This is a genomic window from Bacillus sp. AFS040349, from assembly GCF_002577655.1.
GTDB lineage: Bacteria > Bacillota > Bacilli > Bacillales > Bacillaceae > Metabacillus.
The window spans coordinates 1-21,360 of the sequence record NZ_NUMC01000006.1 but is presented as its reverse complement, the minus strand read 5'-3'; the positions used below and the strand labels follow the sequence as shown (position 1 = coordinate 21,360).

The following is a 21,360-nucleotide window of genomic DNA, read 5'->3' as shown; positions in this document are numbered from 1 at the left end:
ATTCTATTGACTATGTGTAAGTGAGCTAAGAAAGGATGATGAAAAGATGCGTATTTTGCATACGGCAGATTGGCACCTTGGACGAGCACTAGAAGGTCGTAGTCGATTAGCTGAACAGGCAGATTTTATTGATGAGCTTGTACGAATTGTTGAAGAAGAAAAAGTAGACGCCATATTAATGGCTGGTGATGCATTTGATACGGTTAACCCACCAGCTGCAGCGGAGCAACTGTTTTACGAAGGCCTTTCTAGATTATCAGATCATGGTAAACGTCCAATCGTTGTGATTGCAGGAAATCATGACAACCCTGACCGCTTATCTGCAGCATCACCTTTAGCTGGAAACCATTCCATCCATTTAATTGGTTATCCAACAACTGAATTGATTACATTAGATATCCCGAGTGCTGGTGAGCAAATGATGGTCGCTGCACTGGCATATCCTTCAGAAGCAAGACTTGAACAAGTATTATCACAGGAGCATGATGAAGTGCTGCTGCGAAATAAATATGATGAACGTATACGTGATCTTTTTTCGATTATGAGTAAACAATTTCAAAAGAACACAGTAAATATTGCGATGAGTCATATTCATGTTGCAGGAGGAAGTTCAACAGATTCTGAACGTCCAATTGAAGTTGGTGGAGCTTATACGGTTGCAGCAACAAGTATGCCGGAGGCTGCTCAGTATGTTGCATTGGGTCATTTACACCGACCACAAAATATTAAGCGTGCGAGCACATTAACTAGATACTCCGGTTCACCGCTTGCGTATAGCTTTTCAGAAATCGGCTATGCAAAATCTGTCACGATTTTAGATGCTGAACCAAATCAACCTGTTGTGATGAAGGAGATTCCATTATCATCTGGTAAACCTTTGGTGAAATGGAAAGCAACAGAGGGAATTAGTCAGGTTCATAGTTGGCTTGATGAAGGAAAAGATCATCATGCATGGATTGATTTAGAAATTCATTTAACTAGTACTCTTTCAATTGAGGAAATCCATCGCCTTCGTAAATGGCATCCAGGCTTTATTCATATCCGTCCTGTGTTCCAAGCTGAGCTGGAGGTTGCGGCAACAAGACAATCAAATCTCCCAATTGACCAATTGTTTTCACAGTTTTACGAAAAACAAACAGGTGGAGCAAAACCGGAAGAGGAACTTGTTCGGTTATTTTTAGAACTTGTTCAGCAGGATGAGGAGCAAGAGGAAGGTGATGAAGCATGAAGCCTATTACTTTAACTGTTTCTGGATTGCATAGCTTCAGAGAAAAACAGACGATTGATTTTGATGCCCTTTGTGATGGCGGGATCTTTGGAATCTTTGGGCCAACAGGAAGCGGTAAGTCGTCAATTCTGGATGCTATGACTCTTGCTTTATATGGAAAAGTAGAACGTGCGATGAACAACACACATGGAATTTTAAATCATGCTGAAGACCAGCTTTCTGTTTCGTTTACCTTTGAACTTGAAAATGCCTCGTCAAAGAAAAGATATGTTGTGGAACGGGTGTTTAAACGAACAGACGATATTAGGGTGAAAACAGCGATCTGTCGTTTAATTGAGGAAGGAGAAGAGCATGTTGTTTTAGCGGATAAAGCAGTTGATGTAAATGACAAAATCTATGGATTATTAGGTCTTACAATCGATGACTTTACCCGTGCTGTAGTTCTTCCACAAGGGAAATTTGCTGAATTTCTTTCTTTAAAAGGTGCAGAAAGAAGACAAATGCTACAACGTTTATTTCACTTAGAGCAATACGGTGATCAGCTCTTGAAGAAGCTCAAGCGACGTTTAGTAACTGCAAGAATTACTCGTAATGAATTAGAAGCAGAGAAAACTGGTTTAGGTGATGCATCGGCAGAAGCTGTTAAAGAAGCGAAGAAGCAAGTAAAAGAAGCAGAAGTTTTACTTGAAAAGCGTCAAAAAGAGCTTGAAAGTGTAACAAAGGACTATGAACGAAAACAAGCAACTTGGCAATTACAACAGCAAAGGCTAGAACTAGAAAAGGAAAAAGCATCAGTCAAAAAAGATGAAGAACAGATTCAATCTTTACAACAACAGGTGAAAACGGCTGAGGAAGCAGAAGCCTTAAGACCGTATGCAGAGGCTTTACAAGCTCGTAAACAAGAAAAAGTTCAGGCAGAAGGTAATCTTGAGGCTGCGAAGAAAAATGTAGAGAAAATGAAGCAGCAATATGAAACGAGCAGCCGAGCTTACGAGGCAATTCGAAAGGAAAAATCTGAACAAGAACCAGCTTTAGTAGCAAAGCGTGAAAAGCTATTACAATTGCAAAAGGTTGAAGAAGAGCTTAAACGAGATCAAACAATACTTCACGAACTTAAACAGAAAAAAGAAGAGTTACAAAAGCAGCAGGAGCACCATCAATCACTATTAACAAAAGCACAGCAATTAGTTGAAAAAGCAGCAGTAAAGCAACAAACTTTACAAGAAGAGCAGAAAACAAAAACCGTTTCTGCTAAAGAAAGAGATCAGGTTCGTGCCGCTTTAGAAGCAAAACAACATGTTCAACAAAGTAAACAGCAGTTCGAAGAAACGAATGAATTGCTAAAGAAAAAAAACAACGCATTAATTAGTGAAAAGAAAAAATACGATTCTCTTACAGATCAATTGTCCGTTAATAAAAAACATCTTGAAAATAAATTTAATGAACTAACCTCCCTATATTTTCTGATTTCGGAAAGGGAAACGGAATATAAGCACTTTCTTTCTGGAGCTAAACACAAGTTAGAAGAAAAAGTAGCAGAAGAGGAAAAGGCAAAAAATCAGAAGTTGGCTTTTGCGCTCGTCAAGGAGCTAAAAGAGGGAGCACCTTGTCCTGTTTGTGGATCGTGTTACCACCCGAGCCCTGTACATGCTGATTTAGATCATGATGAAGAAGTCGAAAAGCAATTAGATGTGATGAAGCAACAGTTTGAACAGCTTCAGTCATTAAATCAGGAGCCACATTCACTTAAAATAAAGGCAGAGGGTTTATCTGAGCAGCTTACTTCTGATTTTTTATTTTTACAAGATAAAAAGCTAATAGAAGAAGTTACAGTAGAGCAACTGATTGCACCAAATACGAATATTTCATTAGAACAAGGTTTTCAAACGTTTCAATTAGCGTTTAAAAATCTAAATCAAGATTATATATTATTACGTCAATCTCTTGAAATGAACGTAAAACAGTTGCGAGAATTGCAGCAGGAGGGAGTAAGAAGTAAAGATAGTATTTCCTCTGCAAATAATGATGTCCAGGAATGGATAAATAAACTCAATGAATACAAACAAAAGTACGAGAAAAGCTTAAAACATTACTCTGAGACCTTCTCTCAAATTCCAATTGAAAATGTTGAACAGTTACAAAGAGAAATCTCTGAAAAAGATGAAGCACTCGAGCAGTTAAATGAACGAATTCAAAAGAGTTTTTCTTTCATAGAAGAACAAGAAGAAATCGTGAAAAAACAGGAAGAATTCAATCGTCATATAAAAGAACAACAGATTGAGCTTCAAGCCTTATTAAAGAATCGTGATTTTTCTATAAAAGAAAAACAGGAAAAGCTAAAAGAAGTTGGTTTGGAAAAATCAATTTCTACTGTAATCACGGAAACAAATGCGATGATTAAACAATTAGCTGAAAAAGAAAATGAGCTGTATCAAGGATGGCAAAAAGAATCTAATATGCTTCATCAATTGCAAAGTGAGCTTGCAGCACATGAAAGATCATATGAGCAAGCAAAACACCAAGTTCAAGAATCAGAACAAAAATGGTCCCAAGTAAAAGAAAATACTTCGTTTAAAACCATTGAAGAAACACTAGCATCCCTACTAGGTGCAGAAAAAAGGCAACAACTAAAGGCTGAAATTGAAGCTTTCTTGGATAAAATGAAGCAGCTTAACACAGACTTAAATCGAATTGAAGAAAAACTGGGGAATCAGCAGATTTCTCAAGAAGAATGGAATACTATTCAACAAATCAAAGTAGAGATGAAGCAGCAGGTTGAGGATGCTGTTGCCAGCAAGGGGGCGGCTACAAATGGCCTGCAGGTGCTTTTAGAGAAGCACGAGCGCTTCGTAGTCATAGAAAACCAACAAAAAGAACTTGATGATTTGTTGGGAAAACTAGAAAAACTTCAATCTGTTTTTAAAGGAAACAGCTTTGTTGAATATGTTGCAGAGGAGCAGCTGCAGCAAGTAAGTCGTGATGCATCTGAAAGACTTTCAATGTTAACGCGTGGTCGCTATGCGATTGAAGTTGATTCACAAGGTGGATTTATTATGAGAGATGATGCAAACGGTGGAGTAAGAAGACCTGTTTCCACATTATCAGGAGGGGAAACGTTCTTAACCTCACTTGCACTTGCCTTATCGCTATCAACACAAATTCAACTTCGTGGTGAATACCCGCTTCAATTTTTCTTCTTAGATGAAGGGTTCGGAACGTTAGACATTGAGCTGCTCGATACAGTCATAACGGCTCTAGAAAAATTGCAATCACAAAATTTATCAGTTGGAGTTATTAGCCACGTGCAAGAGCTAAGAGCAAGACTGCCACGGAAACTAATTGTAGAGCCTGCTGAACCATCTGGTAAAGGAACGTCTGTTTATTTAGAATCGCTTTAATAGTTTGGGTGTGGAGTGTTGAATATGTCTCGTTTAACTAATGAACACATAAGAAATCACATTTCACAGAGCCAATATGATAACAAAGGGATGTCGCGATGGGAAAGAAAAAAGAAATTGGGACATGTGAATTGTGTGAAAGAGAAGAAGTTGAAACAACCATTCATCATCTTACACCTAAGGAAATGGGTGGAACCTTCTTGCCTACTGCCAAGCTTTGTATAGCATGTCACAAGCAAATTCATGCTTTATATACAAATGAAGAATTAGCAGCTAGGCTTTCAACCATTGAGGACTTAAAACAGGATGATAAAATCAAAAGTTTTATTAAATGGATAAGAAAGCAACCTTCTAATAAGTTAGTTCCTACGAGAAAATCCAATGAACGAAAGCAGAAGGGGCGTTAGAAAGAGAAGACTGTCCGGGAATATGGGCAGTCTTTTTTTGTGGAATTTTCGATTAATACATAAAGAAAACAACAGGACGCAATAATGAAAAGGCGGAAAAAGTGTTTTTTTCCGCCTTACTATTAATTATTCGCCAACATGTTTTGATCTGTTACATCTGGATCAATTAAATTGGTACCACTTATTCCATTATTAATAATGTGGAAATCTCCTGTGCTTCCTCCGCCAGAGCCTGAGGAACTCTTTGACTGGCTTTTTGGGGCAAGATAAAACGTATCCCCAAAGTTAACGACTCCGCCGCCTACTTCATTAATCTTAATTGGACCGACAATAGCTGGCATATAAAACATCCTTTTTATAGTTTCCTAGTACTTTAGTTTATGCAACTGAATACTAAGGTGTTAATCGTTTATCAAAGTTAGTGAGTAGGAGTTGGCTATTTTTATTGTTAACTCTTTAATTGGCGAATATGCTTTGTTCGTGACACTGCCCGAATATCCCTTGTAGAGCCAATCTGAAATACTGCTGAAGAGGACAGGGCTGTAACATCCACATGTTGAACAAATATTACGGGCTTTTCATGAAAAAAGTTTGTTATGATAGTTTCATAAAAAATAGGCTGAGGAATTTCTTCTTCAAAGATTGGATACTCAGATAAGTCTCCTTCTGAACCAAAAAATCGTTCTTCCTCCCGCTGAACAGCAAGTGCTTTTACATTTGGTGTTATTTCAACAGAATCACCGATTTGAAAAACAGAGCTGATCCCGACTGAGTTAACATAGGCACTTACAACGTTACTATTACGACTGATCATTGAGGCGCCAACGGCACTAATGGGCCGATAATTAAAGACTCAGGTGGGGTATCAAAGACAGAAGAAAGAGCAATGGTTTGAGTATCACCTATTAAAAAAACAGATGAGCTAGATACCCCAATAACTTTAATAGCTCCCACCTGGATATCTTTATTAACTACAGTAAAATTCATCGTTCTTCACTCCTTTATGGAGAATTTTTTGGCAAATGTTGCAAAAAGTGCATAATTGAATTTTCAACATCTTTCTTCACCAATTCGAAAATTTCCTGTTTTTTATTTAGTAACGAGTCTTGTTCAGTAAGAGGCTGAGCATTAATGTAATATTGTATTCTGCTATCAATTTGTTTTCTAATGTCTTCAATAATATGTCTGCGATGAGGGTCATCGAGAGTTAATTCATATTGTTTTTCTGCCTGCTGTATATAATGAGCACAGTCTTGATTTAGAAAATGGTTAATATCTTGGCTGCATTGCTTCATTAGTTGATCTCGAAGTTGTTGTTGAACACCATTTACGTTTATTCCCTTTTGTTGAACCTCAAAGTTATCTATCTGCTCTGGATCAGTCGGGTTGAGACCAATATTTAGTGTCCCGTCTAACTGTTCAACCTTTAGCTGATCAAATTTATATTCAATTCTTTCAATATTTGTGATAGGTTGCTTTTTTAAGTAGTCCATATCGGCCCGTAAATCATTTATAAGTTGAGTAAGTTGTTGAATCTTTTTATCTTGCTGCTGAACATAATGATGAAGCTGCTGGAGGTATTTAGTCATCTCATGATAGTACAAAGCTATTCACCCACCTTTTGTTCGCTCAAAAGTTGTTACTAACAATCTATGCAATAAAATAAAATGGGTGATAGCCTATTAAAATTATGCTGTTGGAGAAGAAAGAGGAACAAGAGGTCCCTCAGAAGCCTCCTCTGCAACACCTGTTGGAGTTTCGGTTAGAATTTGAGGTGCTTCTTGAAAAAATCCACCAGTATTATAAAGATTTGATAGGGGCTTTATCATTCCTGCACTACCGATTTGCAGAACAGAAGAATTGTTTACAGAGCCTACCCGCAAGTAATTTATGCAGATCGTTTGGTTTATATAGAAATTCACCCTTAATGTCCCCCTTTTGTAAGATCAAATAAACAAAAGGCAGGAGTACAGCAAGTTCCAGAGAAGACACTCTTTCTCCCAAACTTATAAGTTTCCTGCCATCGGTTGGTCAACAACATCATTATCATACGTATTGGTAACAGAATTTTGATTGTAAATGTTAAGACCATCACCTGTGTTAAAGGAACCAGCACCCGCATATGTTTTAACCTCGCTGTAAGGAGAAATGGTAATAACATCTCCAACATGAACAATGCTGCTTGTTCCTACACTATTTACTTTAAAGGCACCTACAATAGCTGGCATAGTCAAACATCCTTTGTTAGTGTTATAAAACAAAGCACATCAATTAGCTTTTTCTATACAGTATGTTAGAAATGCGAAAAAGTGTGATAAACGCGGAAAAACAAAGCTTGGATTTAAAGTAGTTTTGAGGTAAATGATAAGTAGAGTAAGTGAGGAGAACCTATTGTTAAGTTTATAAGTATTCTTTCACTTGTTTATCATCTTCAATTAGATGTTTATTACTCCCGAGGATTTCTTGTAATAAGAGCATATCAAGCTCTTGGCTGCATTGAATGGTTTGGTCAGAATTCATTCCATATTTTTTTGCTGTTTTGATTAAGTGCTTTCTTTTGATTTCAATTTCATTAGTGAACATGTTTTTCGCCATCCTAGATTTAAGATTTTGTCGATCGAAATGTAACCAAGTGTCATTTAGGACATGCCTATTATACAACGGATTATCTTATAAAACTTAGATTCGCTAAAATAACAAAAAAGAATACAAAATTCTACAAGAAGCAACAGATTTAGCTTTAAATTTTGTTTTTTTTAAAAGAAGGTCTTACAATAATATTATCTGAGCCCAAGCCCTTGGAAATATGATGGCGCCTTGTATCATCATGAAACAACTCCTGTCTTTTTAAAGGAGATCTTGGACTCCTTAGCGAATATATCATTATTATCAACTAAAAAACATAATTGAAAGAGTAATGGCAAATACTAAAAGCCTTTTTTATTGATTCTATAGATGTGGAGGATTTGTATGAAATTTGTATTAGCTACAATACATAGCGAACCTTTTATTGGATTGTTACACGGGGAGAAAATTATTGATTTAAACAAAGCGGAACAAGAAATTTTTGAAATAACTTCATTTCCAAGATCACTTTTGGAATGCGTGACTTTGGGCGAAAAGTTTGTTCAAGATGTACTCCAAATTGTTGATAAAATAAGGAATGCTGAAGGACATGAAGGATATGTATATTCATTTTCGGATGTTAAAATACAAGCCCCTATACCAAGACCAACAAAAAATATATTTTGTGTAGGAAAGAACTACCGAGAACACGCGATTGAAATGGGAGGCGAGGAAGACATACCAAAGCATGTTATGATGTTTTCAAAAGCTCCAACATCTATAATCGGTCATGATGATGAAATTGATCCGCATCTACATATTACACGTGAACTCGATTATGAAGGTGAGCTTGCTGTTGTTATCGGTAAAAAAGGAAAACAAATCAAAGAAGAAGATGCAATGGATTATGTGTTTGGCTATACAATTGTAAACGATGTTACTGCTCGAAATCTTCAATCACAGCACAAACAATTTTTAATCGGAAAAAGTTTAGACACTTCCTGTCCAATGGGACCATATTTAGTACATAAATCCGCTATAAAAGATCCCTATGATTTAAGCATTAAAACAAAAGTGAATAATGAAGTTAGACAAGATGGACATACGAAAGATATGATTTTTACAATTGAGCACATTATCTCAACTCTCTCTCAAGGAACAACGCTTGAGCCGGGGGATATCATAGCAACTGGAACCCCCCTGCTGGAGTGGGAAAAGGATTTAACCCTCCAAAGTTTCTGATGCCTGGAGATGTAGTAGAAATTGAAGTTGAAGGTATTGGGATATTGAGAAATAGAATAATGGGATAGTACAGGGAAAGGGGAGCCGGTCATAGGGCTTCTTTTTTTATTAATACCAGCGTTTTCAAAAAAAAGACACAAGATAATGAATGTTTACAGCTCTTTCTTTAATATTCATTATAAATCATGCTAAAATAGGGTTGTCTTTAACTAAGGAGGAAAAATGATGACACATGCACACATTACTACATGGGTTGTAGCGATTATTCTTTTCTTCGTTGCACATTCTTTATTTAAGTCAGGAAAAGAAAAACCTTCTAAAATTGTTCATATGGTTTTACGCTTGTTTTACATTTTAATTGTTATTACAGGTGTTATTCTTGTTACTGGTGTGTATCAATTAGATGGAGAATACATAGGGAAAATTGTTTTAGGTATCTGGACAATCGGTGCAATGGAGATGGTTCTTGTAAGATTGAAAAAGGGAAAACCAACAAGAGTTTTCTGGATTCAATTCGTAATTGTTCTACTTTTAACAATTGTATTAGGAATGCGCCTTCCTTTAGGAATTTGGAGTTTTTCTTAAAAAGTAGAGGATAAAAGGCTAGACTGTAGGTAGTCTCGTGTGATCATCGAGCTGTCTACAGTTTTTTTTGTTTCGTTTATATTACTAAGTTGATTGAAGAAATGGTCTTCATACAAGAGATGAAGACCATTGCAAGGTCGAAAGCAAGAAGAAAAGGTCTTCATACAAGAGATGAAGACCATTGCAAGGTTAAAAGTAAGAATCAACGGTCTTCATTTCTCATACAGAACTCATTATTTACACATACTTCTAACTAAAGTAATCTCCTAAAACTTACTACAAACAAGCCGTCTTTCACCTAAACTTGTTGTTATTTCAAATCGATCCCCTGAATGGATGCCTCTTTCAAAGTGGTGTTGAATGGCGCAGATGGAATCTTCGTTATCAAATTGAAAGAAAGAAACCCCTTTTTTATTCACGCGATTTTCCATAAATAATAATTGATTATACGAATAAATACAGTCGTAAGGTGAAAAGCCAAGGGAGTTTAATTGTTTAATCAATCTGACAAATGTTTCATCTTGAAGTTCCTTTAACATTTCATCTAATGCTAAAGGTAATTTTTTTCTTATCCGCACTGTATCACCGTGATTTAATGATAGCGTTCCCATGTCAGTCTTGATCTTACCTAAGCCTATCCACCTACCTGTTGTCCATCCGGACGGATTTAAAATTTCTAGATGAGAATTTTGAATCTCATCTAATAAATGAAGCTCATCACTCATATCATCATAAATGACATACTGATCATTTGTAATTTCGATCAGTCCAGTTAAATACGAACGTTTTTGATTTAATAGTAAGTCTGTTCGTTTAATTGGAAACATAGCATTTTACCTCCAAATCGTGTTTACACTTGTTGTATTGAAAAACGTTGATATCATCGTTTTTGACAAAAATGAGGAAGTTTATGCATTTCTGCATTTTACTTGGGACAATTCAACATTTGAAGAATTGGGCATACAATGTCTACACCTATTAAGGTCACAGACGTTGGTGTGTATGAGATCATAATATAGATGAGGGAGATGAAGCTTTCATGTGCGGAATAACAGGCTGGGTAAACTTTAAAGGAAATATACGCACTGAGCAAGAAACGATTAAGAAAATGGCAGAAACGTTAGCAAAACGAGGACCAGATGACACGAACATTTGGGGAGAAGATCATGTGCAATTTGGTCATAAACGTTTAGTGGTAGTTGACCCTGCCGGTGGTATTCAACCAATGACGCGGACTAAAGAAGGAAACTCTTATACGATTTGCTATAACGGTGAGCTTTACAATACTGAGGACATTAGAAAAGAACTTCTTTCAAGAGGATATACCTTTAAAGGGCATTCTGATACAGAAGTTCTGCTTCAATCTTATATTGAATGGGAGGAAGAATGCGTACATCGTTTAAACGGAATATTTGCTTTTGCGGTTTGGGATTCAAAGAAAGAAAAATTATTTATTGGTAGAGATCGCCTAGGAGTTAAACCTTTATTTTATAAAGAAGAGAACGGATCTATCCTATTTGCGTCAGAGCTTAAAGCAATTCTAGCTCATCCTTCTGTTTCGGCTAAACTTGATAAAACAGGTCTTTCTGAAATATTTGGGGTTGGACCTTCGAGGACTCCGGGTGTTGGCGTTTTTAAAGGAATTGATGAACTGCGTCCTGCTCATGCCTTAGTTTATACAAAAAATGGCTTAAAGAAGTGGCGTTATTGGGATGTAGAAAGCAAACCACATGAGGATTCTGTTGAAGAAACAGCTGATAAGGTTAGATTTTTATTTACAGATGCTGTTAAACGTCAATTAGTATCAGATGTTCCATTATGTACGTTCCTTTCAGGCGGAGTTGACTCGAGTGCGATTACAGCTGTTGCTGCAGAGCATTATAAACAGGAAGGAAAAGGGCAACTTCATACTTATTCCATTGATTATGAAGATAATGATAAATTCTTTAAAGCTAATGAGTTTCAACCAAACTCAGATGGGCCTTGGATTGAGAAAATGAGTGAAACATTTAACACACACCACCATCGCTGTGTGATTACACAACAGGAATTAGTTGATCATCTTATTGAAGCAACTTCTGTTCGTGACTTGCCTGGTATGGCAGATGTGGATTCATCTTTATTGTGGTTCTGCCGTGAAATAAAAAAAGACTTTGTGGTTGGTTTGTCAGGTGAATGTGCGGATGAAATTTTTGGAGGGTATCCTTGGTTCCATCGCCCTGAGGATTTAGCAAGTTCAGCATTTCCATGGATGCGTTCAACAGATGAGCGAGTTTCTTTATTAAAGCCTGAATGGCAGGATAAATTAAAACTACATGATTATGTGCAAGCTCGCTATCAAGAAACAGTTGACGAGACACCACTGCTTGAAGGTGAATCAGAGATTGAAGCCCAAAGACGTCAGCTATTCTACTTAAATATGCATTGGTTTATGGCGAATCTCTTAGACCGTAAAGATCGAATGAGTATGGGTGCTAGCTTAGAGGTTCGTGTTCCATTTGCTGATCATCGTCTTGTTGAGTATGTGTGGAATATTCCTTGGGAAGTAAAAATGCATGGCGATCGTGAAAAAGGGATTTTACGAAAAGCGTTGGAGGGACTTCTTCCTAATGAGGTTCTATATCGTAAGAAAAGTCCTTATCCAAAAACACATAATCCAGAGTATACAAGATTAGTAACAAACTGGCTGAAATCTTTAGTAAGTCAAAAAGATTCGATTTTACATGAGTTGTTAAATAAACAAAAGCTCAATGATATTATCGAAACAGAGGGGAAAGCATTCCAAGTCCCTTGGTTCGGCCAATTAATGTCAGGTCCACAGCTTCTTGCACATTTAGCACAAATTCATGTTTGGTTTGACAGCTATTCAATTGATATTGATGAAAGATAGGAACGTAAGAGGAACTGCTCGGTAAGGGGCAGTTCCTTTTGTTTTATTTAAATATAAGATTTTTATGAATCATCATATAGGAGAGGGCTTAGAATAATCCAAGCTTCTCTAAATCTTTAAAATTGCAGAGCATTCTAATTTGAGTTTCATATTTTAAGTGTGTATAATTTTTGTATAATAAATGTACATTTAAATAGGAGGCGTCATCATGACGAAAATGGTTGTTATTGGAGCTGGACCTGGTGGATTAGCATCAGCCATGCTTCTGGCAAGCAAGGGGCATGAAGTTCATTTGTATGAAAAACAATCGTATATAGGTGGTCGAAACTCTTCAATCCAAGAAAAAGGCTATACATTTGATATGGGCCCTACATTTTTAAGCATGGTTCATATCGCGGAAGAAATTTTTCAAACGGTAGGAAAAAACCTTCATGACTATGTTGAACTTATTGAACTAAAGGAAATGTATCAACTAATTTTCGATGATGCCACAATTAATATGACAAGAAATCAAGATGAAATGATAAAGAGGCTAAATCAACTTTCTCAAGGTGAAGGAAATGGCTACCTAAAATTTATGAATGAAACAAGAAATAAAATGAATGCCCTCACACCTATCTTACAAAGTAAAATGGATAGATTTTATCATTATTTTAGATGGCGTGTCATTAAGGCGTTGCCTCAGCTCACTGTCTCTAAAAGTTTATATGAAGTCCTTTCAAAATATTTTAAAGATGAACGTGTAAAGCTTGCATTTACTTTTCAATCTAAATATCTAGGCATGTCACCATGGGAATGCCCCGGAGCTTTTTCCATTCTTTCATATATGGAGCATGAGTATGGAATTTACCACCCAAAGGGAGGAGTGAATCAGCTTTCAAAGGCAATGGCAAAGGCATTTGAAGAGCTTGGGGGGCAAATTCACTTAAACAAGGGAGTGCAGAAGTTAGTATTGGACGGAAAAACAGTAAAAGGCGTTCAGCTTGAGGATGGACGAAAAGTTTTTGCTGATGAAGTGATCATTAACGGTGATTTTGCCCATGTAATGACAAACTTGGTGGATGAAGGTGTATTGAAAAAGTATTCAAAGAAAAAACTTCAGAAAAAGAAATTTTCATGTTCAACATTCATGATCTATCTTGGCGTAAACAAGCAATACGATCTCCCACATCATACGATTGTGTTTGCTCAGGATTATAAGAAAAATGTTGAAGAAATTACGAAAACTCACTTAATGCCTGAAGATCCATCCATTTATGTTCAGAATGCTAGTGTCACAGATCCAACTCTTGCTCCGGAGGGACATTCAGCACTATATATCCTGGCTCCGGTACCAAGTAATTTTAGTCAACTAGATTGGGAGAAAGAAAAACATAGATTCAGAGATCTTGTATTAAAAACATTACAAGAAAAAACAATGTTTAAAAACATAGAAGAACATATTGAAGTTGAAAAAATCATCACTCCTAAGAATTGGGAAGAAGACCTATTTGTCTATAAAGGGGCAACATTTAACTTAGGACATCAACTTTCTCAAATGATGGTCTTGCGGCCACATAATGAATTTGAAGAGTTAAAAAATTGCTGGTTAGTTGGGGGAGGTACCCATCCTGGTAGTGGGCTTCCGACGATTCTCGAATCAGCACGTATCACGACGAAGGCAATAAACAACCAATATAAGAAACAGCCGAATTCGATATATCTACAAACAGGAGAAGTGAGGGATGTAAGATGAAAACCGTTATTGTTGGTGGAGGAATTGGCGGCTTACTATCCGCTCTGCTTTTGCATCAAAATGGAATTGACGTAATGATCGTTGAAAAACGAGATCGTCTAGGTGGCAGGTTGGCTTTTATTGAGCAAGATGACTACAAAATTGATGAGGGACCAACGATTGTACTGCTGCCTGAGATGATAACAGAGTTGTTAAACGAAGCGGGTATTACTAGTGATGATTATGAATTAGTTAGGATTGATCCCTTATACAAAATTCATTTTCACGATGGAGCAACGTATGAAAAATATTCAGATCAGACTAAGCAGCTTAATGAACTAAGAAGATTATACCCAGAGGAACAAGCTGGGTACCTAAACTTTATGAAAGATATGGATGTACATTTCAAACTAGGAATGGACCGTTTCATCAAACGTTCCTTTGTCCAGAAAAAGGATTTTTGGTCAAAACAAAATATAAAAACATTATTAAAACTTAAAGCATATCGCTCTGTTTATCAATCTCTTAAAACATACTTTAAAGAAGAAAATCTAAGATTGGCGTATTCTTTGCAATCACTCTATATAGGCGGAAACCCATACGAATCACCGGCTCTTTATTCGCTTATTTCATACAGTGAGCATAAACATGGAATTTATTATTTAAAAGGCGGTTATGCGAGTTTAGTAGATGTATTGAGTAGAGAAATTGAGAAGAGAGGAATAGAGGTTTTCTTAAATTCTGAGGTAACGTCTCTTACATTTACCAGAAATCGGGCAACAGGGGTGAATGTGAACGGGCAGTGGATAAAAGCAGATTCGGTTATCTTAAACGGAGATTATCCTGTTATATCAACACTACTCGATCCTTCTAAGTCTACTCAAAGAAGCTATACTCCTTCATCAAGCTGTTTATTGCTTTATTTTGGATTAGATAAAATCTATGAAAATACACCCGTCCATCAGTTTTTTATGGGGAAAGATTTTTCAAACCATATGAGTGAAGTGTTCGAACAAAAAGTTGTACCTACTGACCCCGCATTCTATACTTTTCATCCTTCAGTAATTGATACTACTCTTGCTCCAGAAGGAAAAGGGGTGTTGTATGTTTTAGTTCCAGTACCAGCGGGTTCTCATATTGAATGGTCTACTAAACAATCGTTTATTGAGGGAATTATTGATTCATTAGAAAAAAGAGGGTATCCAAATTTACGACAGCATATTGTTTGGAAAAAGGTGCGAACACCAAATGATGCAGAAAGTGAAGGGATTTTTCAAGGGGGAAGCTTTGGCATTGCACCACTTCTTTTTCAATCAGGTGTGTTTCGCCCTCAGGCAAGACCTTCTAAATATGAAAATGTATATGCCGTTGGAGCATCCGTTCATCCGGGTGGAGGCATACCAATTGTGATGCAAGGTGCAAAGCTTATGGTTGATCAATTATTACATGACGCGGAACGGAGGGAGAAAGAATGGACAATTTAGAGATTGCGTATAGGCAATGTGAGGAGATGATTAGGCAACACTCAAAAACGTTTTATAAGGCATTTTCTTTGCTTCCTGAAAAAAAGCGGAAAGCGGTGTGGGCTGTTTATGCGTTCTGTCGGCTTGTTGATGATATCGTTGATGAAGGAAGTTCTCCACATGAGGAACTGGAAAATTTTGAACAAGAGTTTACATTGTTTTTAAATGGAGTATTGCCGCTGAATCATCAATTTATGTGGATGGCTCTAAAAGATGCTTTCTCCCAGTATCAACTAGATGAAAAACCGTTTTTCGACATGCTGAAGGGACAGGGAATGGATTTAATCAAAACACGCTATGAAACGATGGATGAGGTGCTTGATTATTCCTATCATGTTGCTAGTACAGTAGGGCTCATGCTGTTACCCATTTTGGCTCCAAAAGAAAAAGTAGCACTGAAAGATGGTGCCATTTCACTTGGCTTAGGTATGCAAATTACCAATATTCTACGTGACATTGGAGAAGATTTACAACGTGACCGTGTTTATATCCCGAAGGAATTATTGCTGAAATATCACTATTCCCATCTTGAACTTCAGCATGGGATTATTAATTCAGATTTTATTCAGTTGTGGGAGCATATGGCGCAGGAAGCTGAGATATACTATTCTAAGGCACTAGAAACAATGCATCTTTACCCAATTGCCTCTCGTACTCCAGTTAAAGCATCGGCACTACTTTATCGTGAGATTTTAAATAAAGTTAGAGATCACGGATATCGAGTCTTTTCGGAGAAACAATTTGTCACGAATAAAGAAAAAACCACTATTCTTTCGGGGATATAAGGGTAATAGAGAGAGGGCAGCGCTAGAAATAGGCTGTCCCTTATTAAATTTGGTCTATTTTGGGGGTATTCTATCTACTTGGCCTTGTCCTCTATCAACCCACACGTTTTGCCGAATTTCAATATCAATTTACAACCTCTTTGCCAAAACTTCAGCTACATTTAACCCACTAATTACAACCATCGGAGACCCTCCTCCAGGATGGGTACTACCGCCAACAAAGGATAAATTACGAATATCTTTTGAAAAATTGCTAGGTCTTAAAAAAGCATCTTTCCGTTTATTACTTGATAGCCCATATAATGACCCGCGGTAGGCACCAAACTTAGTTGAAATGTCTTTTGGTGTGATAATCTGCTCTTGTACAAGATGTTTTTTAATAGAAAGGCCCTTTTCCTCCAATTGGGAATAGATATGTTCTTTATATTCATGTGGATTCATTCCTATTTCTCCATTTCTGCCTAATGCAGGGGCGTTGACTAAGATAAATAAATTATCTCCGTCTGGTGATCGTTCAGGGTCTGTATACGAGCTGTTACTTATATAAATAGATGGGTTTTTACTATACTTTTGTCCTTTAAACAGCTCTTGAAACTCCTCTTTATATTGATTTGAAAAAAAGACATTGTGATGAAGAAGCTGTGAATGCCGAATGGATAAGCCTGCTAAAATAACAAATGCCGAAATAGATGGCTCATAGCGATTCCGTTTCAATTCTGAAAAGTTTGGACGATATTGCTTCTCTACTAATTCAGGATAAGCCTTTAAAAGATCTGCATTCATGATCACTTCATCAGCGGAAATGGCTTCACTGTCTGCTAATAGAATAGAAGTCACTTTATTATTCTCAACGTTTAACTTTGTTACAGTTGTATTTAAGGTGATTTCAACTCCTAGCTTCTTAGCGAGTTGTTCATAGCTTTCAGCTAATTGAACATTGCCACCTTGAATAAAATAAACACCTTGCACAAGCTCCAAATAGGCAATCATGGCAAACGTTGCTGGACTCTCATATGGTGAGGAGCCAATATAAGTTGCGTATCGAGAAAATGCTTCAATCACTTCATTTTTCCTAAAATAACGACTGAAAAAGTGGTGAAGTGACTCGAACGGCCGCACTCTTAATAGAGCAGAAGCAAGTGTTGGAGACACATAATCTGACCATGATTGAAATGTTCTATAAAAGAAGTGCTTCTCTGATAATGAGTAAAGTCTAGTTATTTCTTTAATAAATGAATGATAGTGTTGTGCACCAAAGAGATCAATCTGAGCTAGCTGCTCCTTCATATGTGTATGATCATGGGTAAAGTCTAATATTTGTCCGTTGCTTAAAACATTACGAGTATGAATCGGAAGTTTTTGAAAGGTAAGGTAATTTTCCGATTTCTCACCAGCTATTTCAAAAACACGTTTAAATATATGGGGCATGGTGATTGTATTTGGCCCAAAGTCAAACTGATGTGAGCCTAGTTTATAAGGCAGTAATTTTCCGCCACAATGATTGTTTTTTTCTATAATTTGTACTTTATGTCCTTTTGCGGCTAAAGAAATGCTAGCAGCTAATCCCCCTAAACCTGCTCCAATGATGACGACTTTCTTCATAGCATAATCACAATCCTATCTACAGTATCTGACGAAAGAAGCTCGTTTGTTCATGTACGACCTTGTTTTTTAGTAAATTCAGTTGTGATGTGAATCTATCTTCAAACTCCTTATTTCTCTCTTTACGTGTTTTTCCAGTAAGAGCTAAAGAATGGATAGGTTCTCCTATTACAATATAAATCTCCTGCTTTTTTGAATGTCCAAATGAGTAGTAAAAGCTTATTGGCAGGATTGGAACTGAAGGTCGCTTATCTTGTAACGCAATTGCTCCTGGTAGGAAGGTGAGCGGTCTTGTTTCTAAATGAAACTCATCACCCTGTGGGAAAAGGCCGACAGTTTTTCCTTGGTCTAGCAGTGTTTCACTGTATTTCAAACTGTAGAGAATATCTTTTGGGTGATCCCGGTTAACTGAGAAAGCACCAAGCTTACGAAAAAAGGGATATTGCCTTATCCCTTTTTCGTGCATCATCACATAGAGATCAGTTTTAAGGTAAGTACGGTTTAAATGAAATAAAACAAGCGCATCCCACCATGAGCTATGATTTAGACAAATGATAGCTGGTGTAGGAAAAGAAAGACTAGAAGAAACATATATTCCTTTAAAATATCTTCTAAGAAGCTGTTGATTATAAAGGTGAAACATTGCTTGAAACCAAGCCTTTTTATTTGCCTTAATCATTCTTTTTTCCTCATTTCAATTCGCTTCTTTTTCTCATGTAAAACATAAATGTTAGATAAGAAAGAAGACTTGTTAAAATGACTCCGAGCCATAGACCATGAATCAAAGCAAGAAAGACAAACATGCCTATAACAAGGAAAAAAACTAGTACAATTCTTGAGTGCCATTCCGATATGGATAGCTTTGATTTTATGGTGATGATAAAAATAATAGAGTGAAGAAGAAATGCTACAACAAACCATCCGATAAAATTTGAGATGGGGATATTGTAATAAAAGCTTTCAGCATTCCATACCCAATATTGCTTCACTTCAAATGCAACAGGGTCAATAATTAAATCAATTAAAACAGCCAGCAATGAACCAATTAGAGTATAAGAGATAAATTGATTTGTACCTGTTAAGACAATAGAAATAGCATGTGATCCAGCAATGACCATTAACCATGCAAATCCTATGGCAATTGGAACACCAAGTAATTGTGGTCCAAAGTCACTAGTATAATAATAGTCACCAAATAGAAGTCCATACTCGACCCCAAGATGCTCCGCAAATATGGATAATCCGACAACTAGTAGACTGATCGTTAGTCCGGTTAGTGTACCAAATGTTTTAATAAAATAAATTCCTCCAATAACTCCCGCTAACACAAGGAAAACAACATTTGCCCATTCTAAATAAGAAGGAATAAGGTCAAAGCTTAATAGCACAATTCCAATAAAATACCAAATGAGAAAAACCTTATATGTTAACTCATCTGCTTTCACACTAATCCCCCATTTCTATCCACGATTATAGTGGATGTAAATTTCTTTGTACAACTTGTGTATGCTGGACAAGAGAGGAATATGCATTTTCGCATTTGTAAGCATTTACTTTATTTAAAAGCTAGTTTAGTAGGAATATTCTTTATATAATGAAAAAATACAATGAAGAACAGACGAGGTAGAAGTCAATGAACCAGGAATTGGTCATGTACATCCTGATTAGTGTATTGGGTGGCTCAATAAGTATTTTTTTATGTGGTTATGGTTTAGTGAAAATAAAGGATGCTCCGGGTGGAAGATATTATGTTTTAGCAACGTTTATGTGTGCTATTTTTGCTTTTGGCTATGCTTTCGAGCTAGCGAGTACTTCTTTGGAGCAAATGAGAATTTGGTTGAAAGTGGAGTATTTGGCTTTGCCGTTTATTCCAGTATTTATTTTACTTATGTGTTTTGACTATGTAGGAAAAAAGCTTAAGCAATGGGCTTACATTCTTTTATTTGGTATCCCAATTTTAACGATTACAATGCATTATACCAATGAATTTCATCATATTTATTACACATCTATGGATGTAAGAACAGATACTCCTTTTCCGGTATTACAACTTGAAGGTGGCCCCTGGTTCTATATTCATTCTATCTTTTTATATATTTGTATTGTTATTAGTGTTGGTATACTTCTAATCCAGTTTCGGAAAGTAACCCATAAGTTTCGTTTGCAAACGAGCTTGATGATTGCAGGATTATTAGTTCCTGTAATGGGAAGTGTTTTTTATATTACGGATATGAGCCCAAGTGGTATTGATCTTGGACCAGTTTCAATGAGTATCACGTTTATTCTCCATGGTTTTGCATTATTATCCTTTCAGATGTTTAACGTTGTACCAATCGCGAGAGAAACAGTGTTTGAAAGCATTGAAGAAGGAGTGATTGTGTTAAATCAACATGATGTGATTGTTGATTATAACTCAGCCATTATTCCGGTTCTTCCATCGTTTGGTTCTCATGCAATTGGAAAAGCTGTTAGAGATATTCTGCACGATCACCCACTACTTTTGGATATCATTTTTGAGAAGCAGGAAGGAGATTATCAGTTAAAAATTAATGATGTAAAGAACTATTTTTATGTTAAATTTTCTCCGGTCATAACGAAACAAAACAATTTAATCGGCAAAATTATCACCTTAGTAAATGTGACGGAAAGAGTAAATATGGAGCAAAAGTTAAAAGTGCTAGCAAGTATAGATGGACTAACAAAGATTTATAATCGAACTTATTTCTTAGATAAAACAGGTGCTATTATACAGGATTTGTCTGTTAGCGGTGGCTGCTTATCTATTGTTATGTTTGACATAGATCATTTCAAAAAGGTAAATGATCAATACGGACATGATGCTGGTGATCGAATTTTAATGGATGTTTCTGCATTAACAAAGGATTATTTAAGGGATCAGGATCTTTTTGCACGCTACGGTGGAGAAGAGTTTATCATCTGCATGCCGAATACGACAGCCGCTGAAGCATATGAGAAGATTGATAACTTGCGAAAGAAAGTGTCGGAGTCTTTTTCAATAGTCAGTAATAATAAAATTCATATAACCTCCAGTTATGGAAGTTCAACTTTTTATTTTAATTCGGAGGATGTGGATCTTACTATTCAAGAGCTAATGAGACAAGCTGACCAAGCTTTATATGCAGCAAAAAGGAACGGTAGAAATTGTGTGCAGTTGTATGAGAAGGAAGCGCAGTATGTATAATAGAATACTAATTTTGAAATGCTCAGTGCTGTTTTAGGCTGGGTATTTTTTGGCTTGCTGGTTGGATGGACGACAAAAGGTTTAAGAGAAAAAGCGTGTAGTTTCGTTCATCAGGTGAATGAAGACCAAAACATGTATGGGAGCCCGCGCAAATGGTCTTCATAAGGCGAATGAAGACCAAAACATGTATGGAAGCCCGCGCAAATGGTCTTCATAAGG

Annotated in this window: 20 protein-coding genes and 1 pseudogene; 10 read left to right on the top strand and 11 right to left on the bottom strand. The window is 36.6% G+C overall.

Annotated elements, in window-relative coordinates; genetic code table 11:
* Positions 1–46: 46 nt before the first annotated feature.
* The 3 genes from COD11_RS00680 (at position 47) to COD11_RS00670 (ending at position 5,033) form a co-directional block, all read left to right on the top strand.
* On the top strand, positions 47–1,228 hold the full coding sequence (locus COD11_RS00680) for an exonuclease SbcCD subunit D (RefSeq protein WP_098794846.1): 1,182 nt from the start codon (positions 47–49) through the stop codon (positions 1,226–1,228).
* Positions 1,225–4,626 carry an AAA family ATPase gene (locus COD11_RS00675; RefSeq protein ID WP_098794845.1) on the top strand — a complete coding sequence of 1,134 codons (3,402 nt, stop codon included), beginning with the start codon at positions 1,225–1,227 and terminating at the stop codon, positions 4,624–4,626. The genes COD11_RS00680 and COD11_RS00675 overlap by 4 nt, the downstream gene beginning before the upstream one ends.
* Before the next feature lie 98 nt (positions 4,627–4,724).
* Complete coding sequence (locus tag COD11_RS00670) at positions 4,725–5,033, top strand: hypothetical protein (RefSeq protein WP_098794844.1); 309 nt, start codon at positions 4,725–4,727, stop codon at positions 5,031–5,033.
* A 122-nt stretch (positions 5,034–5,155) separates the two neighbouring features.
* Here COD11_RS00670 and COD11_RS00665 read toward each other — a convergent pair whose 3' ends face one another.
* The 7 genes from COD11_RS00665 to COD11_RS00635 all read right to left on the bottom strand — a co-directional run bounded on the left by COD11_RS00665 (position 5,156) and on the right by COD11_RS00635 (position 7,616).
* The gene (locus COD11_RS00665; RefSeq protein ID WP_098794843.1) at positions 5,156–5,374 is read right to left on the bottom strand and encodes a spore germination protein; all 219 of its coding nucleotides are present in this window, start codon (positions 5,372–5,374) and stop codon (positions 5,156–5,158) included.
* A 107-nt stretch (positions 5,375–5,481) separates the two neighbouring features.
* On the bottom strand, positions 5,482–5,847 hold the full coding sequence (locus tag COD11_RS00660) for a spore germination protein GerPE (protein ID WP_098794842.1): 366 nt from the start codon (positions 5,845–5,847) through the stop codon (positions 5,482–5,484).
* Positions 5,844–6,020: a spore gernimation protein GerPD gene (locus tag COD11_RS00655; RefSeq protein WP_098794841.1), complete on the bottom strand. Its 177-nt coding sequence runs from the start codon at positions 6,018–6,020 to the stop codon at positions 5,844–5,846. The genes COD11_RS00660 and COD11_RS00655 overlap by 4 nt, the downstream gene beginning before the upstream one ends.
* Positions 6,021–6,034: 14 nt before the next feature.
* Entirely contained in the window at positions 6,035–6,637 is a 603-nt protein-coding gene (gene gerPC, locus COD11_RS00650) for a spore germination protein GerPC (RefSeq protein ID WP_098794840.1), read from the bottom strand.
* Between the two features lie 84 nt (positions 6,638–6,721).
* Positions 6,722–6,955 carry a spore germination protein GerPB gene (locus COD11_RS00645; RefSeq protein WP_098794839.1) on the bottom strand — a complete coding sequence of 78 codons (234 nt, stop codon included), beginning with the start codon at positions 6,953–6,955 and terminating at the stop codon, positions 6,722–6,724.
* 84 nt (positions 6,956–7,039) lie between these two features.
* On the bottom strand, positions 7,040–7,261 hold the full coding sequence (locus COD11_RS00640; RefSeq protein ID WP_098794838.1) for a spore germination protein: 222 nt from the start codon (positions 7,259–7,261) through the stop codon (positions 7,040–7,042).
* A 172-nt stretch (positions 7,262–7,433) separates the two neighbouring features.
* The gene (locus tag COD11_RS00635; protein ID WP_098794837.1) at positions 7,434–7,616 is read right to left on the bottom strand and encodes an aspartyl-phosphate phosphatase Spo0E family protein; all 183 of its coding nucleotides are present in this window, start codon (positions 7,614–7,616) and stop codon (positions 7,434–7,436) included.
* Between the two features lie 387 nt (positions 7,617–8,003).
* Here COD11_RS00635 and COD11_RS00630 point away from each other — a divergent pair.
* Both COD11_RS00630 and COD11_RS00625 read left to right on the top strand, forming a co-directional pair.
* A pseudogene (locus COD11_RS00630) lies at positions 8,004–8,908 on the top strand (fumarylacetoacetate hydrolase family protein).
* 157 nt (positions 8,909–9,065) lie between these two features.
* Positions 9,066–9,425, top strand: coding sequence for a YisL family protein (locus COD11_RS00625; protein WP_098794836.1), 360 nt, complete (start codon positions 9,066–9,068; stop codon positions 9,423–9,425).
* A 266-nt stretch (positions 9,426–9,691) separates the two neighbouring features.
* On the opposite strand, the gene COD11_RS00620 is transcribed toward COD11_RS00625, so the two are convergent.
* Positions 9,692–10,252, bottom strand: coding sequence for a DUF2777 family protein (locus tag COD11_RS00620; RefSeq protein WP_098794835.1), 561 nt, complete (start codon positions 10,250–10,252; stop codon positions 9,692–9,694).
* 212 nt (positions 10,253–10,464) lie between these two features.
* Here COD11_RS00620 and asnB point away from each other — a divergent pair, with 212 nt between their 5' ends.
* The 4 genes from asnB (at position 10,465) to COD11_RS00600 (ending at position 16,337) form a co-directional block, all read left to right on the top strand.
* On the top strand, positions 10,465–12,315 hold the full coding sequence (gene asnB / locus COD11_RS00615) for an asparagine synthase (glutamine-hydrolyzing) (RefSeq protein WP_098794834.1): 1,851 nt from the start codon (positions 10,465–10,467) through the stop codon (positions 12,313–12,315).
* A 208-nt stretch (positions 12,316–12,523) separates the two neighbouring features.
* A complete protein-coding gene (locus COD11_RS00610; RefSeq protein ID WP_176550933.1) occupies positions 12,524–14,050 on the top strand; it encodes a phytoene desaturase family protein in 1,527 nt (508 codons plus the stop codon).
* Positions 14,047–15,513, top strand: coding sequence for a phytoene desaturase family protein (locus tag COD11_RS00605; RefSeq protein WP_098794832.1), 1,467 nt, complete (start codon positions 14,047–14,049; stop codon positions 15,511–15,513). Before COD11_RS00610 ends, COD11_RS00605 begins: the two co-directional genes overlap by 4 nt.
* The gene (locus COD11_RS00600; protein ID WP_098794831.1) at positions 15,501–16,337 is read left to right on the top strand and encodes a phytoene/squalene synthase family protein; all 837 of its coding nucleotides are present in this window, start codon (positions 15,501–15,503) and stop codon (positions 16,335–16,337) included. The genes COD11_RS00605 and COD11_RS00600 overlap by 13 nt, the downstream gene beginning before the upstream one ends.
* A gap of 129 nt (positions 16,338–16,466) precedes the next feature.
* Here COD11_RS00600 and COD11_RS00595 read toward each other — a convergent pair whose 3' ends face one another.
* From COD11_RS00595 to COD11_RS00585, 3 genes are read right to left on the bottom strand one after another with little or no spacing between them, the layout of a single operon-like run.
* On the bottom strand, positions 16,467–17,939 hold the full coding sequence (locus tag COD11_RS00595; protein WP_098794830.1) for a phytoene desaturase family protein: 1,473 nt from the start codon (positions 17,937–17,939) through the stop codon (positions 16,467–16,469).
* 19 nt (positions 17,940–17,958) lie between these two features.
* Positions 17,959–18,618: a lysophospholipid acyltransferase family protein gene (locus COD11_RS00590; protein ID WP_098794829.1), complete on the bottom strand. Its 660-nt coding sequence runs from the start codon at positions 18,616–18,618 to the stop codon at positions 17,959–17,961.
* Between the two features lie 10 nt (positions 18,619–18,628).
* Positions 18,629–19,384: a carotenoid biosynthesis protein gene (locus tag COD11_RS00585; RefSeq protein WP_231309117.1), complete on the bottom strand. Its 756-nt coding sequence runs from the start codon at positions 19,382–19,384 to the stop codon at positions 18,629–18,631.
* Positions 19,385–19,572: 188 nt separating this feature from the next.
* Here COD11_RS00585 and COD11_RS00580 point away from each other — a divergent pair, with 188 nt between their 5' ends.
* The gene (locus COD11_RS00580) at positions 19,573–21,141 is read left to right on the top strand and encodes a histidine kinase N-terminal 7TM domain-containing diguanylate cyclase (RefSeq protein WP_098794827.1); all 1,569 of its coding nucleotides are present in this window, start codon (positions 19,573–19,575) and stop codon (positions 21,139–21,141) included.
* Positions 21,142–21,360: the final 219 nt, after the last annotated feature.

What these genes read in the sequence shown, in the direction of transcription:
- asnB (WP_098794834.1), top strand. Translation starts at nt 10,465, where the DNA reads ATGTGCGGAATAACAGGCTGGGTAAACTTTAAAGGAAATATACGCACT.
- COD11_RS00625 (WP_098794836.1), top strand. Translation starts at nt 9,066, where the DNA reads ATGACACATGCACACATTACTACATGGGTTGTAGCGATTATTCTTTTC.
- COD11_RS00610 (WP_176550933.1), top strand. Translation starts at nt 12,524, where the DNA reads ATGACGAAAATGGTTGTTATTGGAGCTGGACCTGGTGGATTAGCATCA.
- COD11_RS00605 (WP_098794832.1), top strand. Translation starts at nt 14,047, where the DNA reads ATGAAAACCGTTATTGTTGGTGGAGGAATTGGCGGCTTACTATCCGCT.
- COD11_RS00665 (WP_098794843.1), bottom strand. Translation starts at nt 5,374, where the DNA reads ATGCCAGCTATTGTCGGTCCAATTAAGATTAATGAAGTAGGCGGCGGA.
- COD11_RS00595 (WP_098794830.1), bottom strand. Translation starts at nt 17,939, where the DNA reads ATGAAGAAAGTCGTCATCATTGGAGCAGGTTTAGGGGGATTAGCTGCT.
- COD11_RS00620 (WP_098794835.1), bottom strand. Translation starts at nt 10,252, where the DNA reads ATGTTTCCAATTAAACGAACAGACTTACTATTAAATCAAAAACGTTCG.
- COD11_RS00660 (WP_098794842.1), bottom strand. Translation starts at nt 5,847, where the DNA reads ATGATCAGTCGTAATAGTAACGTTGTAAGTGCCTATGTTAACTCAGTC.
- COD11_RS00640 (WP_098794838.1), bottom strand. Translation starts at nt 7,261, where the DNA reads ATGCCAGCTATTGTAGGTGCCTTTAAAGTAAATAGTGTAGGAACAAGC.
- COD11_RS00675 (WP_098794845.1), top strand. Translation starts at nt 1,225, where the DNA reads ATGAAGCCTATTACTTTAACTGTTTCTGGATTGCATAGCTTCAGAGAA.
- COD11_RS00635 (WP_098794837.1), bottom strand. Translation starts at nt 7,616, where the DNA reads ATGTTCACTAATGAAATTGAAATCAAAAGAAAGCACTTAATCAAAACA.
- COD11_RS00590 (WP_098794829.1), bottom strand. Translation starts at nt 18,618, where the DNA reads ATGATTAAGGCAAATAAAAAGGCTTGGTTTCAAGCAATGTTTCACCTT.
- COD11_RS00680 (WP_098794846.1), top strand. Translation starts at nt 47, where the DNA reads ATGCGTATTTTGCATACGGCAGATTGGCACCTTGGACGAGCACTAGAA.
- COD11_RS00670 (WP_098794844.1), top strand. Translation starts at nt 4,725, where the DNA reads ATGGGAAAGAAAAAAGAAATTGGGACATGTGAATTGTGTGAAAGAGAA.
- COD11_RS00600 (WP_098794831.1), top strand. Translation starts at nt 15,501, where the DNA reads ATGGACAATTTAGAGATTGCGTATAGGCAATGTGAGGAGATGATTAGG.
- COD11_RS00580 (WP_098794827.1), top strand. Translation starts at nt 19,573, where the DNA reads ATGAACCAGGAATTGGTCATGTACATCCTGATTAGTGTATTGGGTGGC.
- COD11_RS00655 (WP_098794841.1), bottom strand. Translation starts at nt 6,020, where the DNA reads ATGAATTTTACTGTAGTTAATAAAGATATCCAGGTGGGAGCTATTAAA.